The sequence below is a fragment of the Marinobacter persicus genome (genome assembly GCF_900114155.1).
In the GTDB taxonomy this organism is placed as follows: Bacteria; Pseudomonadota; Gammaproteobacteria; order Pseudomonadales; family Oleiphilaceae; genus Marinobacter; species Marinobacter persicus.
In genome coordinates, this window is sequence record NZ_FOSC01000002.1 from 288,576 (window position 1) to 304,743 (window position 16,168).

Sequence of the window (16,168 nt, forward strand, 5' to 3'; positions counted from 1 at the left end):
AGGTGTAATATGGCACTGTCTGCCAACGAGAAAGCTCAGATCGTCAAGGATTTTCAGCAAGCCGAAGGTGATACAGGTTCCCCTGAAGTTCAGGTGGCCCTGTTGAGCGCCAACATCGACAAGCTGCAGGATCACTTCAAGACCAACAAGCAGGATCACCATTCCCGCCGTGGTCTTATCCGCATGGTAAACCAGCGTCGTAAGCTGCTGGACTACCTGAAGCGTAAAAACGCTGACCGTTACCTGGATCTCATCCAGCGTCTGGGTCTGCGTCGCTAAGCCGGATTGGCGATTGATGGCGGCCCCGGGGTTCCGGGGTTCGCCGTGCTTCTCTCCCGCTGTCTGTGCTGGCCCTTTCCGGGAAAGCCGGAGGGCGAAAACCGCAATAAATGTGTCCGTGAAACCGAAGGGTGCTCCCTGTCGCAACTGAAAGCCGATATAAATAGCAGGTTGTTGAAAAGCCCGGGTGCTGCAGTGGCAACTGCACGCCTTACCGGGGTTTTGCAACAGCCTGTTAGCTTTCAGACGGGTTGCCTTTGGTTCACATAACTGACGATATCTTCGAAAACTCAGGAGTCTGTTGTGGATCTGCAACCACGTAAGAAAACCTTTGAAATGGGTGGCGAGACCTTCACCCTGGAAACCGGTCGTATTGCCCGCCAGGCAACTGGTGCGGTTCTGGTCTCCACTGGCGATACCGCCGTGCTGGGTACCGTTGTTGGTGCCAAGGAGCCGAAGCCGGGCCAGGGCTTTTTCCCGCTGACCGTTAACTATCAGGAAAAAACCTACGCCGCCGGTAAAATTCCGGGTGGTTTCTTCAAGCGAGAGGGTCGTCCTTCCGAGAAAGAAACCCTGACCTCGCGTCTGATCGACCGTCCGATCCGCCCGCTGTTTCCGAACGGCTACATGAACGAAGTACAGGTGGTTTGTACCGTCATGTCCGCCAGCAAGGAGCATGACCCGGATATCGCCGCCATGCTGGCCGCCTCTGCGGCGCTGGCTGTCTCCGGCATTCCGTTTGACGGCCCGATCGGTGCCGCCCGTGTGGGTTACACCAACGAGAAGGGTTACTTCCTGAACCCGACCTTCGAAGAGCTGGCAAGCTCATCGCTGGACATGGTTGTTGCCGGTACCGACGAAGCGGTGCTGATGGTGGAATCCGAAGCCAAGGGCCTGACCGAAGATCAGATGCTGGGCGCCGTTCTGTTTGGCCACCAGGAGATGCAGACCGCCATCAGCGCCATCAAGGAATTTGCCGCTGAAAACGGCAAGCCGCGCTGGGAATGGCAGCCGGAGCCGGAAAACACCGAGCTGCTGAATGCCATCCAGAGCGAATTCGGCGCGGCCATCGAGGAAGCCTACAGCATCCGCGACAAGATGGACCGTTACGCGCGTCTGGGTGAGATCAAGACCGAAGCGGTTGAGAAGCTGGCCAGCACGGAAGAAGACGACGGCAAGCCAGCCGAAGACGAAGTGAAGAAGTACTTCGGCAAGGTTGAGAAAACCGTGGTTCGCCAACAGGTGATCGATGGCAAGCCGCGCATCGATGGTCGTGACAACAAGACCGTGCGCCCGATCGAAGTGGAAGTCGGCATCCTGCCGTCCGTTCATGGTTCCGCCCTGTTCACCCGTGGTGAAACCCAGGCCATCGTGACTGCCACGCTGGGCACCACCCGTGACGTGCAGATCATTGATGCACTGGAAGGCGAGCGCAAGGACCCGTTCCTGTTCCACTACAACTTCCCTCCGTACTCCGTGGGCGAAGCTGGTCGTATGGGCTCTCCGGGCCGTCGTGAAATCGGTCACGGTCGTCTGGCCAAGCGTGGTGTGGCGGCGGTTATGCCGACCATCGAGGAATTCCCGTACGCCATCCGTGCGGTGTCCGAGATCACCGAGTCCAACGGTTCCAGCTCCATGGCTTCCGTGTGTGGCTCTTCCCTGGCGCTGATGGATGCGGGCGTACCGCTGAAGGCACCGGTCGCCGGTATCGCCATGGGTCTGGTCAAGGAAGGCGACAAATTCGCCGTTCTGACTGACATCCTGGGTGACGAAGACCACCTGGGCGACATGGACTTCAAGGTTGCCGGTACCAAAGACGGTGTGACTGCCCTGCAGATGGACATCAAGATCAACGGCATCACCGACGAGATCATGGAAATTGCTCTGGAGCAGGCCTACAGCGCACGTCAGCACATCCTGGGCGAGATGAACAAGGTCATCGCCGAGCCGCGTGCCGAACTGTCTGATCGTGCGCCGAGCATCACCACTATCAAGATCGACCCGGACAAGATCCGTGACGTGATCGGTAAGGGCGGCGCCACCATTCGTTCCATCTGCGACGAGACCGGTGCCTCCATCGACCTGGACGATGACGGCAACGTGAAGATCTACGCCGACAATCAGGCCGCCGCACAGGCTGCTGTGAAGCGAGTGAAGGAAATCACCGCCGAGATTGAGGTGGGTGCCATCTACAAGGGCCGCGTTGAGCGCATCGTCGACTTCGGTGCCTTTGTTAACATCCTGCCGGGCAAAGATGGCCTGGTACACATCTCCCAGATCGCTGACCACCGCGTGGAAAACGTGACTGACGAGATGAGCGAAGGCCAGGAAGTGCTGGTCAAGGTTCTGGATGTGGACAACCGTGGCCGCGTGAAGCTGTCCATGAAGGAAGTGAAGGAAGGCGAACAGCCGACCGACCTGGGCGAGTAATTCCCGCTCCGGTCTGAATAAAAAGCCCGCTAGGCTCTGAGTCTGGCGGGCTTTTTTGTGCCTGAGCGAATGACGACCGGGGGTTAACCGCCCAGGTAGGCCTCCCGAACTTCCGGGTTGTTCAGCAGGTTCTTGCCGGTGTCGTGCAGGCGGATGCGGCCGGTTTCCAGAACGTACCCCCGGTCCGCCAGGCCCAGGGCCTGGTGGGCGTTCTGTTCCACCAGAAAGACGGTGATGCCTTCCTCCCGGAGCTGCCCGATGATTTCGAAGATCTGCTGGATGATCAGCGGCGCCAGCCCCAGCGAAGGCTCGTCAAGGATAATCATGCGTGGCTTGCTCATCAGTGCCCGCCCAATGGCCAGCATCTGCTGCTCGCCACCGGACATGGTGCCGGCCCGTTGCTGCTCGCGCTCCTTCAGGCGCGGGAACAGATGATAAACGTGGTCGAGGCTCTCACGGATTTCCGACTTGGTGTTGAAGAACCCGCCCATGTGCAGGTTTTCTTCCACCGTTAGCCCGGAGAATACCCTTCGGCCTTCCGGTACGATGGCAATGCCCGAACGCATGATCTGTGCCGTGGGCTCGCGGGTAATGTCCCGGCCTTCCAGCAATACCCGGCCCGAACAGGCCTGGGGGTTGCCGCATACGGTCATCAGCAGAGTGGTTTTACCTGCGCCGTTGGCACCAATCAGGGAGACGATTTCGCCACGTTTAACCTCCACAGACACCCCGTGCAAGGCTTCAATTTTGCCGTAATGGGTATGAACGTTTTCCAGTACCAGCATAGTGTTCCTCAGGCCTCGCCCAGATAAGCTTTGATCACGTCGTCGTTCTGGCGGATTTCCTCGGGCTTGCCACTGGCCAAGGGCCGGCCCTGACTGATCACATTGATGCGATCGGAAATACCCATCACCAGGCTCATGTCGTGCTCAATCAGCAGCACCGACACGTGGTAATCCTCTTTCAGGCTGACAATCAACTGGTCGAGCTCACGGGTTTCGGCCGGGTTCAGACCCGCGGCGGGCTCGTCCAGCATCAGCAGTTTGGGTTCGGTGACCATGCAGCGGGCGATTTCCAGCCGCCGTTGCTGGCCATAGGCCAGGTTGCCGGCCTCCCGGTTGGCCATGTCCAGCAGGCCCACCCGGTTTAGCCAGTAGCGCGCACGGTCCAGCGAACGCTTTTCACGGGCGCGGTAATCCGGGGTTTTCAGCAGGCCGGCCAGCAGGTTGGTGTTCACATGCCGATGTTGGGCCACAAGCAGGTTTTCCACCACGGTCATGTTGCCGAACAGTCGCACGTGCTGAAACGTACGCACCATGCCCATACGGGAGATCCTGTAATCCGGCTTGCCCTGAATTTCCTTGCCCTCGAAAAGAATTTGCCCACCTGTCGGTTTGTAAAACCCGCTGATGCAGTTGAATACGGTGGTTTTGCCGGCCCCGTTCGGGCCGATGATGGAGACAATCTCATGCTCCTGCACATCCACGCTGACCTGATCCACCGCCAGCAGGCCGCCGAAACGCATGGACAGATTTTTCACTTCCAGCATACGGTTACCCCTGGTCCTTGAGTTCAATGTGGATACGGCGCATGGGCAGCAGCCCCTGCGGGCGCCAGACCATCATCAGCACCATGGCGGCGCCGAACACCAACATGCGGTAGTCGGAAAACTCCCGCGCCAGTTCCGGCAGAATGGTCACGGCAATGGCGGCCAGTATCACGCCAATCTGCGAGCCCATGCCGCCGAGCACTACAATGGCGAGAATGATGGCCGATTCCAGGAAGACAAAGGATTCCGGGCTGATAAAGCCCTGCTTGGAGGCGAACACCGTGCCGGCAAACCCGGCGAAGAAAGCGCCAATGGTGAACGCCGAGAGCTTGACCGCGGTGCGGCTGAGACCCAGAGAGCGGGCTGCAATCTCATCTTCCCGCAGGGCCTCCCAGGCGCGGCCCACCGGCATGCGCATGAACCGGCGGATCACCAGCGCGGTAATCACCGCCAGTACCAGGGCAATCAGGTACAGGAAAATGACCTTGTGTTCACTGGCGTAGGCGATGCCAAAGGTTTCGTGGAAGGACGTGTTGCCTTCTTCCTTGATGCGCCGGCCAAATTCCATGCCGAACAGGGTGGGCTCGGGAATGCCGCCAATGCCGTTCGGGCCGCCGGTAAGGTGGGTCCAGTTGTTCAGCAGTATGCGGATGATCTCGCCAAAGCCCAGGGTGACGATGGCCAGATAGTCCCCCCGCAGCCGCAGTACCGGAAAGCCGAGTACCAGCCCGAACAGGGCCGCCAGGCAGGCGCCAATGGGCAGCGACATCCAGAAGGAAATGCCGGTGTATTGCGAGAGCAGGGCAAAGGTGTAGGCGCCCACGGCGTAGAAGGCCACGTAACCCAGGTCCAGCAGTCCGGCCAGGCCGACCACCACGTTCAGGCCCAGGGCCAGCATGATGTAAATCAGCACCAGGGTGGCCAGGTCCACCGAGCCGCGGGATACGAAGAATGGCCAGAACAGGGCCAGCACGATAATGCCGGTGAGCAGCCAGGATTCCAGCCTCGCTCGTTTGTGCTGGGGCATGGGCTCGCGACCGGACAATGGATTGACCCGGGAGAGAAAACCCAGGCGTGCCATGATGGAGTCGCGGAATAACTGGAACAGAAAGACCACCACAGCGGCGGCGATAATCGCCGCGATGGTCGAGCCATCGGCGCCTTCCAGGCTGACCACTGCGCCACTGGGAATGAGGTTCAGGCCAAGAATGGGATAGGCGATGATCAGGGTGATCACCGCACAGAAGAATGCGTGTTTGATGTTTTCAGCAGCCATCAGATCTTCTCAACCTCCGGTTTGCCCAGCAGCCCGGTGGGTTTGAATAGCAGGATCAGGATCAACAGGCTAAATGCCACCACATCCTTGTATTCGCCACTCAGGTAGCCGGAGGTCATGCTCTCGGCCACGCCCAGAATCAGCCCGCCCAGCATGGCGCCGGGTATGCTGCCAATGCCTCCCAGTACCGCCGCCGTGAAGGCTTTGAGGCCGGCAATAAAGCCGAACAGCGGGTCCACCGAGCCGTAATACATGCCCAGCAACAGACCGGCCACGGCAGCCAGCGCGGCGCCGATCACGAAGGTGGCCGAGATGATGCGGTTGGTGTCGATGCCCAGCAGGCTGGCCATGCCCAGGTCCTGGGAGACTGCGCGGCAGGCCCTGCCGGTGCGGGAGCGGGAAATGAACAAGGAAAGTGCCGTCATGCAAACCAGGGTGATGATGAAAATGGTGATCTGCATGTAGGAAATGGACAACTGGAAGGTGTTCTCCGGTCCCATCCGGAAACTGCCTTCAATCAACGCCGGAAAGCCGATGTTGCGAGAGCCCTGGGCCAGGTGCACGTAATTCTGGAGGAAAATTGACATGCCGATGGCGGAAATCAGCGGAATCAGCCGGTGCCGGCCCCGTACTGGTCGGTAGGCCACCCGTTCCACCGCCCAGCCCATGGAGCTGGAAACGATAACGGCGCATATAAGGGCGACCAGAAGCACCAGGGGCAACCAGGCAATGCCCAGAGTCGCCAGGCCGGTGATGGCGATCAGCGCGGTGTAGGCGCCGATCATGTAAATCTCGCCGTGGGCGAAGTTGATCATGCCTATGATGCCGTAAACCATGGTGTAGCCAATGGCGATCAGGGCATAGGTGCTGCCGATGGTCAGTCCGTTGATCAGCTGCTGGAAAAAATACAGTAGATCTTGCATGTGCGTGGCACTCCGAATGCCTGCGCCCGGGGAGGGTCAGCAGAAGCCCGGACATTCACCCCACTGCCCCGGGGCAGGGGGGTGGGGTGATTGTCTCAACGCGGATGGTATTGAGTGGGTTACTCGGCCAGGGTTTTGCTGCCGTCGGCGTGCCACTCGTACACCACAAACTCGAACGATTCCATGTCGCCGTTTTCAGCGTATTCGATGGTGCCAATCGGAGTTTCGAAGGTACCTGCGCGCAGTGCGTCGGCCACTTCAAACGGGTCGGTGGAGCCTGCCTGTTCCATGCCCTGGGCAATGACCTGCACGGCCGCGTAGGAGGTGAGCACGAACGGGCCGGAGGGATCTTCGCCTTTCTCGGCGAAGGCCTTGGTCAGCGCCTGGTTTTCTTCTTTCTGATCGAAGGCGGGCGGCAGAGTAACCAGCAGGCCTTCGGCGGCATCGCCGGCGATGCTGGTGATACCGTCGTTACCCACGCCTTCCGGGCCCATGAAAGTGGCATCCACATCCGCCTGGCGGGCCTGGCGGAGAATCAGACCCAGTTCTGGGTGGTAGCCGCCGTAATAGACGTAGTCCACGTCGGCCTGCTTGATCTTGGTGACCAGCGAGGAGAAGTCCTTGTCACCGGCGGTGATGCCCTCGAACATGGCGATGGCCACGCCCTTGTCCTCCAGGGTGTCGCGCACGGCGGTGGCAATGCCTTCACCGTACTGCTGTTTGTCGTGCACGATGGCGACCCGTTCCGGGTTCTGGGCGGCAATGTAATCGGCGGCGGCTGGCCCCTGCATGCTGTCCAGGCCGATGGTGCGGAAAATCAGGTCATAGCCACGCTCGGTCAGGGCCGGGCTGGTGGCTGCCGGGGTAACCATCAGAATGCCTTCATCGTAATAGATATCGGAGGCGGGCTGCGTAGAGCTGGAGCAAAGGTGACCGACAACAAACCGGACGCCTTCGTTAACCATGCGGTTGGCGACGGTAACCGCCTGCTTGGGATCGCAGGCGTCATCCATTTCCACCGCAACCAGTTCTTCGCCCAGTACACCGCCGGCTTCGTTAATGCGCTCAATGGCCATGCGGGTGCCGGAAAACTGCATGTCGCCATACTGGGCAACCGGGCCGGTCATGGGGCCGGCAACACCAATCTTGATTTCAGCGGCGGCCTGGCCGGCGGCCATCAGGGCAACGGAGGCGCCTACAGCAGTAGCAAGCTTCTTCACGGAGAGTGTCATTGTGTTTTCCTGTGTCTTTAGTGTTGTTCTTGTGTGCTCAGAGCATTAACAAACACCACCGGTGAGGTTATGTCAAGAATCGGGTGCTCCGAGACACCTGTGATCAGGAAAACTGAAGCAAGGTCCGTGCCGCAGGACGTTGCCTGCGGCAGGCCAGTCAGCTGGTCGGGTCTGTGTCCTGATCGGTGAAGATCAGTTCCTTGAAGTTCTCGAATTCATGCAGCCGCTCGAAACTCGGGTCCACCGAGGCATCGTCCCGGTAGGCTTCAGAGATGTCGATGGCCCGGGCCAGGGTGGACACGGCATCCTCCCAGCGGCCGATTTCCGCATAGGCGCAGGCCAACTGGTAGTGGGCGTGGCCGTTGTCCGGGGCGAGTTTCAGGGCGCGCTGGCACAGACTGATGGCCCACAGGGGTTCCTGCATTTCCAGCACCGCATCCGCCTTGTAGCTGAGCGCTTCCACATCGTCCGGTCGCAGGTCCAGTATCTGGTCGTAGGCGGCAATCTTGTTCTGTTGCGAGGTTTCCTGGCTGGCCTTCAGCCAAAGGCCGTGCACCTCATTGGTGCGCTCGATCTCGGCCTGGTTCTGGTGAATGATTTCGGATTTCTGCTGCAACTGGTCTTCAATGGATTGCAGCCGGTTTTCGTATTCGATAACCAGTTCGTTCACCCGCTTCTCCGCCAGGCTGGTCAACTGGCTGCGCATGTCGCGAATGGAATTCCAGCCGATCACCACCAGGATGGAGGTGGCGCCGGCAATCAGGTAGAAGAAGTAGGTGACCGTATCGGTGGCGTAGGACATGGTTTTGTCCGCCACGGACAGCTCCTTCTCAACCACCTTTTCGATCAACTCGGCGCGGGTGTCCTGCATCTCCTTGCGCAAGGCCTTGGATTCTTCCAGCAAGTACAGCTCCACAAAGGGCGTGTACATTGGCCGCTCGTCCAGAGTTTTGATGCTTTCCCTGACATCCTCTGCGGTGATCTCTTTTTCAGGGCCCAGTTCCTGTTCCTGGGCGAGAACCGGAGCCGTGAAAACCAAAGCAAGAACGAAAGCGAGGCTGTACCTGATCATTAACCGTGTCCGCGAAGAAGAAGTGTTTAGGGGTAACTCTAGACGGTGACCATAGCACAGTGATCGTCAGAAATAATGGGCCCGGCATTGCGGGAAACCCCACTTGCATTACCAATGGCAAAGCCATCTAATGTTTAGAGTTGTAAGTATTTCTGGCGATGGAGAAAAGCGTGAGCAGTTACGAAAAGGTGTTGGTGGCGCTTAGGCGGGTGATTCGGGCGACGGATTTGCATTCGAAGCGGTTGAGCAAACACGCGGGGCTGACCGGTCCCCAGCTGCTGATTATGCGCACGATTCGTGATCTGGGCGAAGTGACCATCGGAACCATCGCCGATCATGTCAGCCTCAGTCAGGCCACGGTGACCACCATTCTGGACCGCCTGGAGCATCGGGGGCTGGTTTACCGGGTGCGTAGCACCCGCGACAAGCGCAAGGTTCATGCCCATCTTACCGAACAGGGTGAAGAGCTGCTCGCCCAGGCTCCCAATCCGCTGCAGGAGGATTTCGTGCAGAAGTTCCAGAGCCTGGATGAGTGGGAGCAGACCATGATTCTGGCCTCCCTGCAGCGGGTGGCGAACATGATGAACGCGGATGACATCGATGCCTCGCCGGTGCTGACCGTGGGGTCCATGCTTAAAGACGATGGCTGGAAGGAGAAGGCTTAGATGCGCTTTTTATCCCCCTCTCCCTGGCCCTCTCCCACCAAGGGAGAGGGAATGGCTTACTAAAACCTGGTGGCATCCCCCCCCTCTCCCCTGGCGGGAGAGGGGCCGGGGGCGAGGGGGTTAATGAACCGAAGCCCCTTTCCTGGGCTTGCTGGCAAAGCACACCTGGAACACATCGTTGTAGTGCTTGGCGAAATTCACCGATAGCCCTTCCTTCAGATACTCCGGCAATTCGTCGTAATCGCCCCGGTTAGCCTCCGGTAGAATCAGGCTGCTGATCTTCTGCCTTCGGGCGGCAATCACCTTTTCCCGAATACCGCCCACCGGCAGTACCTGGCCGGTCAGGGTCAGCTCGCCGGTCATGGCGATGTTCTGCTGTGGTGCTTCCTTCCGGGCGATAGAGAGCAGGGCGGTGGCCATGGTCACACCGGCGCTGGGGCCATCCTTCGGGGTTGCGCCCTCGGGCACGTGCAGGTGCACGAATGACTTGTCGAAGAATGTGGGGTCGCCCTTGTAGCGTTTGAGGTTGGAGGACACAAAGCTGTAGGCAATCTCCGCCGACTCTTTCATGACATCCCCCAACTGGCCGGTCAGCTTGAAGCCCCGCTGGCTGGTGTGCACCCGGGAGGCCTCAATGCTCAGGGTGGCGCCGCCCATGGCGGTCCACGCCAGGCCAGTGACCACACCGGTGCCTTTCAGGGATTTCTCTTTTTTGAAGGCCGGCTGGCCCAGGTAATGGGGCAGGTCGGAGACACCGACTTTCACCGGCTGTTCCGGGTTTTCCAGCAGCTTCACGATACCCTTGCGGATCACCTTGTGCAGCAGCTTCTCGAGATTCCGCACACCGGCTTCCCGGGCGTAGCCCTCGATGATCTGGCGAATGGCGGCGTCGGTGATGTTCAGCTGCTTTTTCAGCAGACCGGCTCGTTTGAGCAATCGCGGCAGCAAATGGTGCTTGGCAATGGCCAGCTTTTCCTCGCCGATGTAGCCGGACAGGCGAATGGTGTCCATGCGGTCCAGTAGCGGGCGGGGAATGGTGTCCAGCTGGTTGGCGGTGCAGATGAACAGCACCTTGGACAGATCCATGCGCACATCCAGGTAGTGGTCCAGGAATTCCTTGTTCTGTTCCGGGTCCAGGGTTTCCAGCAGGGCCGAGGCCGGGTCGCCCTGAAACGAGCTGCCGATTTTGTCGATTTCATCGAGCATGATCACCGGGTTGGCGACCTTGCTGTCCTTCAGTGCCTGCACGAACTTGCCCGGCATGGCGCCGATGTAGGTGCGGCGGTGGCCCTTGATTTCCGCTTCATCGCGCATGCCGCCGACACTGAACCGGTAGAATTCCCGGCCCAGGGCGTCAGCCACCGAGCGGCCGATGGAGGTTTTGCCCACGCCCGGTGGGCCCACCAGCAGAAGTATGGAACCACTCACTTCGCCCTTGAAGGTGCCCTCGGCAAGAAACTCAACGATGCGGTCTTTCACATCGTCCAGGCCGTCGTGGTCGCGGTCCAGAATGCGGCGGGCCTCGGCCAGGTCGAAGTGGTCTTCGGAGTGCACGCCCCAGGGCACCAGGGTCAGCCAGTCCAGGTAGTTGCGGGTGACACCGTATTCCGGTGACCCCTGCTCCAGCACTTGCAGCTTCTGGATTTCATCGCGGAAGCGCTCCTGCACCGCCTCGGGCGGGTCCAGCTCGGCCATGCGTTGCTCGAAGCGTTCCACATCCGCGGTCTTGTCGTCCTTGGCAATGCCCAGCTCCCGCTGGATGACCTTCATCTGTTCACGCAGGAAGAATTCACGCTGGTGCTTTTGCACCTTCTCGTTCACTTCCTCGTTGATCTCGCTCTGCAGGCGCGCCACTTCCTGCTCCTTGCGCATCAGCAAGAGCACTTTTTCCATGCGCCGCAGCAGTGGCACGGTATTCAGCACGTCCTGCAGCTCCCGGCCGGGCGCGCTGGTCATGGAGGCGCCGAAGTCCGCCAGGGGCGAGCTGTCGTCCGGACCAAAGCGGGACAGGTACTGCTTCACCTCCTCGCCATAGAGCGGATTGGTTCGCAGGAGCTCCTTGATGGCGCTGATGATGGCCAGGGTGTAAGCCTTGAGTTCGTCTGCCGGCTCTTCCGGCTCTTCCGGGTATTCCACCTCAACCAGATAAGGCGGCCGGCGGCGCAGCCATTGGACAATCCGAAAACGTTGCAGACCCTGGGCAATGAACTGCACCTTGCCGCCCTCGCTCTGGGCGTGGTGCACCCGAACGGCGCAACCCATGGTTTCCAGTTCGTCGCTGGCCGGAATGCCGGTTTCGGTTTCCGGCTCATCGACAAAACACACACCCAGCACCTTGTGGTCGGTTTCCCCCACCCGCTTCAGGGTTTCCTGCCAGGGATCCTGATTCACCATGACTGGCTGCACCTGGGCCGGGAAGAACGGCCGGTTGGAAACGGGTAGCACATACATGCGCCGTGGCCGGCTGTGTTCCGGCAACGCCAGGCCGGTGCTGCTTTCGTCCTTGCCGATGTATTCGGTCACGTCTTCTTCGAATTCTTCCAGGGAGTCGTTGCGGTTCTCGTCGCTCATACCGGTTTGCTCTCAGGGCTTTGTGAAAGGTTATTTAGCTATGTGACGGCGGCTTTGGCTTTTTCAAGTTGGCTTGATTTTCAGGGGGCTGCCACCATATGAATAATCTCTTTCATACATTCTGGTTCAGGTGCGCGGTTTATGAGCGATTCCCCGTATATTTTTGATGCCACTGCAGACAACTTTCAGCAACAGGTGATGGAGGCCTCGGCCAAAACGCCGGTGCTGGTGGACGTATGGGCGGACTGGTGTGCGCCGTGCAAGCAGCTGATGCCGATACTGGAAAAGCTGGTGAACGAATACCAGGGCAACCTGCTGCTGGCCAAAGTGAACGCGGACCAACAGCAGGAGCTGACTGCTTCACTGGGGGTGCGCAGCCTGCCAACGGTGATCCTGGTGAAAGATGGCCAGGCGGTGGATGGCTTCAACAGCGCACTGCCGGAAAGTGAATTACGTAAGCTTCTGGAAAAACACGTGGAAGCGCCTGCTGAAGGTCCCTATGAAAAAGCGCACAGCCTGTGGGAAGCGGGTGATGTGGATGGTGCGCTGGCCATCTTCACCGAAATGAACCAGAAAGACCCGGAAAACGTCGATGTGCTGATCGACCTGGCTCAGCTGAAAGCCGAGAAGGGCGACCTGGAAACCGCCGAGCAGGTGCTGAACAGCCTGGCGCCGGAAGACAAGCTGGGCCACAAGGCCAAACAGCTGGCGGCCCGGGTGAAGTTTATGCAGCAATCTGGTGAATTACCTCCAGTCGCCGAGTTGGAGCAAAAGCTGGAAGCCGACCCGAAAGACCCTGAAGCCTTGCACCAGTTGGCTCTGCACAAGATTTTGCAGGAGCAGAATGCCGAAGCGATGGACTTGTTGATCCGCTTGATGCAGGCCGATAGCCAGTACAAAGATGGTGTGGCCAAGACTACGTTGGTGGAGCTGTTTGAAAAGCTGGGGAACAACAACCCGGATGTGCGGACCTACCGGCGCAAGTTGTATGCGATGATGTACTGACGACCGCCCTATTCCGCAAGCGCGGGCAACGTTGGCGCCGGGTGACATAAGGAGTCATGTACCTTGAATACGTCTGTGATCAGGGCAGGTATTGTAGCGCTTGCCCTTGCGGTGCTTGCCGGCTGTGCCTCCCGGCAATACCAGGCAACGACGGTTGTCGCTGTTCAGGAGTCCGCCTGCCAGCAGACCTTCCGGCAATGGCAGGCGATGGTGGAGGCCGGTAACCATTTCGATGCCCAGACTTGGTCTCCGCCCGGTTTTCCCTATTTGCGTGTGAATCGTTTGCTGGCCAGTTTTCAGGTTGCCAGGCTGGATTCCGCCCAGCGGCAGGAATGGCTGAAACGGGCCCAACAGCTGGCGCTTACGGCCTGGCAATACGAGGCTGAGAGCCTTGGCGGCACCGCCGAGCAGAGGCTGCCCGCGTTGCAGCGCTGTGCCCGGCTGGCTGCCGAAACCTTGATGGAACAGGAGGATGCCTGGGCACAGCTTCAGCAGGCCATGCAAATTCCGGATGATTACAATAACGTCGGGCGGGCGCTGGGCGCCTACCCGTTGGTTGCCCCCGTTGTGCGCTGGCGGGCCGGTGTGGTCATGGGTGAGTTGATGGATGAGTTCGGCCATGACCAGCCCGAGGCACCTTTAGCGATTTACTTACCTCGGGCCGGTACCACAGAGCTGGACAGGTTTGTGGTAAGAAGCGCCCAGGCCCGCAGCGAGCTGGGGATTCCTGTTTTTACGCCTGCCGAGAGAGAAGCCCTGGTGGCGCGTTACGCGCCTGCCTGGGTGGTGGAAACCGCGAGTAAAGATGATATTCCGGGGCGCCCGGGCCGGTCGGCCAATGGAGCGCTGGATTTTCGTCCAGAGCCGGTGGTGTTCAGTCAGATGGTTTTTACTCGTTTTCAGGGCGATGTGCTGCCGCAACTGGTTTACACCCTCTGGTTCCCGCGTCGACCGGCAGAGAGTCGTTTTGATATCGTCGCCGGTGAGCTGGATGGGCTGGTCTGGCGGGTGACCCTGGGCGCCGACGGCCAGCCATTGATTTATGATTCTATTCACCCCTGTGGCTGTTATCACACCTGGGTGCTGGCACCGGGCGGCTTGAGGCCGAAAGGGGAGCCTGGGTTCTGGGAAGAGCCCCTGTGGATTGCCGGTATCGCCCCCGAGGCCGATGGCGGGGTGGTGCTGCACGTCTCTGCCGGCAGTCATTACCTGATGAATGTTACCGCCGATGTGCCGGAGACTAAGCTTGTGCCGCAGCGCTATGGTCTGGAGCCCTACAACAATCTGCGTGGTCCTTCCCGGGCGGGACAGCGGCTGTTTGACGAAAGCGGCATGATTCCTGGCACCGAGCGCTCCGAACGCTTCTTTTTGTGGCCCACCGGTGTGCCGTCGCCCGGCGCCATGCGCCAATGGGGCAGCCATGCCACGGCTTTTGTGGGTACCCGGCACTTTGATGATGCGTGGCTGTTGCAGGAGTATTTCCGGAAAGCCGAATAAGCCGCCAGGAAACAAAAAGCCCGGAAGGCGTTAACCTTCCGGGCTTTTTCATGTGGCATGGTGGCTGTATGTTCAGCCGTTGCCCTTCTTCATTGCCTCGAACTCGTCCTCGAAGAAGAACTTCTCTTCTCCGAACGCCGGTTCCAGCTCGTGCAGCCAGGTGGCTGTGTCGCTGTACTTGGCGAAGAACGGGCGTTGCACCCAGTCCGGGTTTCGGCCCTGAAGGAAACGCAGTACGAATACTTTCTCGCCATTGATTTCGGTGATTCCCTGGACTTCCACCTTGCCTGGCCCGGCGCTCATGCTGGGGCCGCGGGCGGTGCGGGCCAGGCCGGACACCTTTTTCATGGCTTCACGGTAGATCTGGAAGGCCTCGGCCAGCGGCACTTCAAAGTAATTCTTGGCGCCGGTGTCCCGCTCCACAAACATGTAGTAGGGGGTGATGCCCAGTTGCACTTCCTTCTTCCACAGCTTGGCCCAGGCGTCGGCATCGTCGTTCACGTGCTTGATCAGCGGGCCCTGGGCACGGATCTCGGCACCGGTGGCGCGAATACGGCGAATGGCCTCTTCGGCGATGTCGGTGGTGATTTCCTGCCAGTGGTTGTAGTGCGCCATGATCGCTACGTGCTTGCCGGCATCAACCAGCTTGGCGAACAGCTCGATCAGCTCGTCGGCATCCTTGTCGGTGACAAACCGGTACGGCCAGAAGGTCAGGGCCTTGGTGCCGATCCGGATGGTCTGGATATGGTCATACTCCGGCTGCAGCAGCGGCTCCAGATATTGCACCAGGCTCTTGGTTTTCATCACCATGGGGTCGCCGCCGGTAACCAGCAGATCGGTCACCTCGGTGTGCTCGGCCAGGTAGCCGTGCAGCTTCTCGGCCTCGGTGCTGGCCATTTTCAGGTCCTTGTCACCGACAAACTGCGCCCAGCGGAAGCAGAAGGTGCAGTAAGAGTGGCAGGTCTGGCCCTGGGCCGGGAAAAACAGCACGGTCTCGCGGTACTTGTGCTGCACGCCGTCCAGCACCTCGCCGTCCAGCTCCGGCATGTTCATTTCCATCTGCCCGGCCGGATGCGGGTTCAGTTCGTCGCGGATTTCCTTGGCAACAGCCTGGATTTCCTTCTTGTCCGCGCCCTCACGGTGCATCTTCGCCATGCGCTCGTAATGTTCGTCCTTGAGCATGCCTTTTTGAGGGAAGACAAGTTGGTAGATCGGATCATTGGGTACTTTGTCCCAGTTGATCAGCTCGTTGATCACATACTCGTTCACACGGAAGGGCAGCACGCTGGCTACAACCTTCATTTCGAACAGAGTCTCTTCCGGGAGATTCTGGATCGCTTCGATTTTGTCTAGCTGGCGGTCCGTAAAAACCTTGAACCGGCGTTCCTCGAATTCCTGAACCGGAATCTGGTTCGGAAAGGTGACGATGGAGTTCATAGATCGCCCTCTGTTATGAGCCAAAATGAAAGGAGGGGGTGTGCCGCCTCCACTGGTTAAAAAACGGGCAGGCAAGTATACAGAAAAGGAAATTTATTTTCAGGTCTAAAGATTAAACCTTTCAGGCTGGTCGGTTTTCCGCTTTTTTACGTAGGAAATCTGAATAAATGAAGTGGTTTTCCGATTTAAACGGCTGTTTGGTTGTTTCTTTTGGTGGTTTTGTAGTAAAAAT

13 protein-coding genes are annotated in these 16,168 nt (G+C 59.2%); 5 read left to right on the top strand and 8 right to left on the bottom strand.

Translation table 11 applies throughout. The features are described from left to right. Positions 1 to 9 precede the first annotated feature (9 nt). A complete protein-coding gene (gene rpsO / locus BMZ63_RS03345; protein ID WP_091701620.1) occupies positions 10 to 279 on the top strand; it encodes a 30S ribosomal protein S15 in 270 nt (89 codons plus the stop codon). Between the two features lie 336 nt (positions 280 to 615). Then, positions 616 to 2,709, top strand: a complete 2,094-nt coding sequence (pnp, locus tag BMZ63_RS03350) for a polyribonucleotide nucleotidyltransferase (RefSeq protein ID WP_373296667.1) — start codon at positions 616 to 618, stop codon at positions 2,707 to 2,709. An 83-nt stretch (positions 2,710 to 2,792) separates the two neighbouring features. Here the strand turns inward: pnp and BMZ63_RS03355 are convergent, their stop codons facing one another. The 6 genes from BMZ63_RS03355 to BMZ63_RS03380 all read right to left on the bottom strand — a co-directional run bounded on the left by BMZ63_RS03355 (position 2,793) and on the right by BMZ63_RS03380 (position 8,761). Then, complete coding sequence (locus tag BMZ63_RS03355) at positions 2,793 to 3,494, bottom strand: ABC transporter ATP-binding protein (protein ID WP_091701625.1); 702 nt, start codon at positions 3,492 to 3,494, stop codon at positions 2,793 to 2,795. 8 nt (positions 3,495 to 3,502) lie between these two features. Continuing rightward, positions 3,503 to 4,258 carry a high-affinity branched-chain amino acid ABC transporter ATP-binding protein LivG gene (gene livG / locus BMZ63_RS03360; RefSeq protein WP_091701628.1) on the bottom strand — a complete coding sequence of 252 codons (756 nt, stop codon included), beginning with the start codon at positions 4,256 to 4,258 and terminating at the stop codon, positions 3,503 to 3,505. A 4-nt stretch (positions 4,259 to 4,262) separates the two neighbouring features. After that, a complete protein-coding gene (locus BMZ63_RS03365) occupies positions 4,263 to 5,534 on the bottom strand; it encodes a high-affinity branched-chain amino acid ABC transporter permease LivM (RefSeq protein ID WP_091701631.1) in 1,272 nt (423 codons plus the stop codon). Continuing rightward, positions 5,534 to 6,457 carry a high-affinity branched-chain amino acid ABC transporter permease LivH gene (gene livH / locus BMZ63_RS03370; protein ID WP_091701634.1) on the bottom strand — a complete coding sequence of 308 codons (924 nt, stop codon included), beginning with the start codon at positions 6,455 to 6,457 and terminating at the stop codon, positions 5,534 to 5,536. Before livH ends, BMZ63_RS03365 begins: the two co-directional genes overlap by 1 nt. Before the next feature lie 119 nt (positions 6,458 to 6,576). Next, on the bottom strand, positions 6,577 to 7,689 hold the full coding sequence (locus tag BMZ63_RS03375; RefSeq protein WP_091701637.1) for a branched-chain amino acid ABC transporter substrate-binding protein: 1,113 nt from the start codon (positions 7,687 to 7,689) through the stop codon (positions 6,577 to 6,579). Between the two features lie 157 nt (positions 7,690 to 7,846). Then, on the bottom strand, positions 7,847 to 8,761 hold the full coding sequence (locus BMZ63_RS03380) for a tetratricopeptide repeat protein (RefSeq protein ID WP_091701640.1): 915 nt from the start codon (positions 8,759 to 8,761) through the stop codon (positions 7,847 to 7,849). Between the two features lie 170 nt (positions 8,762 to 8,931). Here BMZ63_RS03380 and BMZ63_RS03385 point away from each other — a divergent pair, with 170 nt between their 5' ends. Next, complete coding sequence (locus BMZ63_RS03385; protein WP_091701856.1) at positions 8,932 to 9,426, top strand: MarR family winged helix-turn-helix transcriptional regulator; 495 nt, start codon at positions 8,932 to 8,934, stop codon at positions 9,424 to 9,426. A 120-nt stretch (positions 9,427 to 9,546) separates the two neighbouring features. On the opposite strand, the gene lon is transcribed toward BMZ63_RS03385, so the two are convergent. After that, the gene (gene lon, locus BMZ63_RS03390; protein WP_091701643.1) at positions 9,547 to 11,997 is read right to left on the bottom strand and encodes an endopeptidase La; all 2,451 of its coding nucleotides are present in this window, start codon (positions 11,995 to 11,997) and stop codon (positions 9,547 to 9,549) included. A 141-nt stretch (positions 11,998 to 12,138) separates the two neighbouring features. Between lon and BMZ63_RS03395 the strand changes: the two genes are divergently transcribed. Both BMZ63_RS03395 and BMZ63_RS03400 read left to right on the top strand, forming a co-directional pair. Continuing rightward, a complete protein-coding gene (locus BMZ63_RS03395) occupies positions 12,139 to 13,002 on the top strand; it encodes a thioredoxin family protein (RefSeq protein WP_091701646.1) in 864 nt (287 codons plus the stop codon). A gap of 63 nt (positions 13,003 to 13,065) precedes the next feature. Further along, positions 13,066 to 14,499 carry a hypothetical protein gene (locus BMZ63_RS03400; protein WP_143072189.1) on the top strand — a complete coding sequence of 478 codons (1,434 nt, stop codon included), beginning with the start codon at positions 13,066 to 13,068 and terminating at the stop codon, positions 14,497 to 14,499. A gap of 72 nt (positions 14,500 to 14,571) precedes the next feature. Here BMZ63_RS03400 and BMZ63_RS03405 read toward each other — a convergent pair whose 3' ends face one another. Further along, positions 14,572 to 15,936, bottom strand: coding sequence for a KamA family radical SAM protein (locus BMZ63_RS03405; protein ID WP_091701651.1), 1,365 nt, complete (start codon positions 15,934 to 15,936; stop codon positions 14,572 to 14,574). Positions 15,937 to 16,168 lie beyond the last annotated feature (232 nt).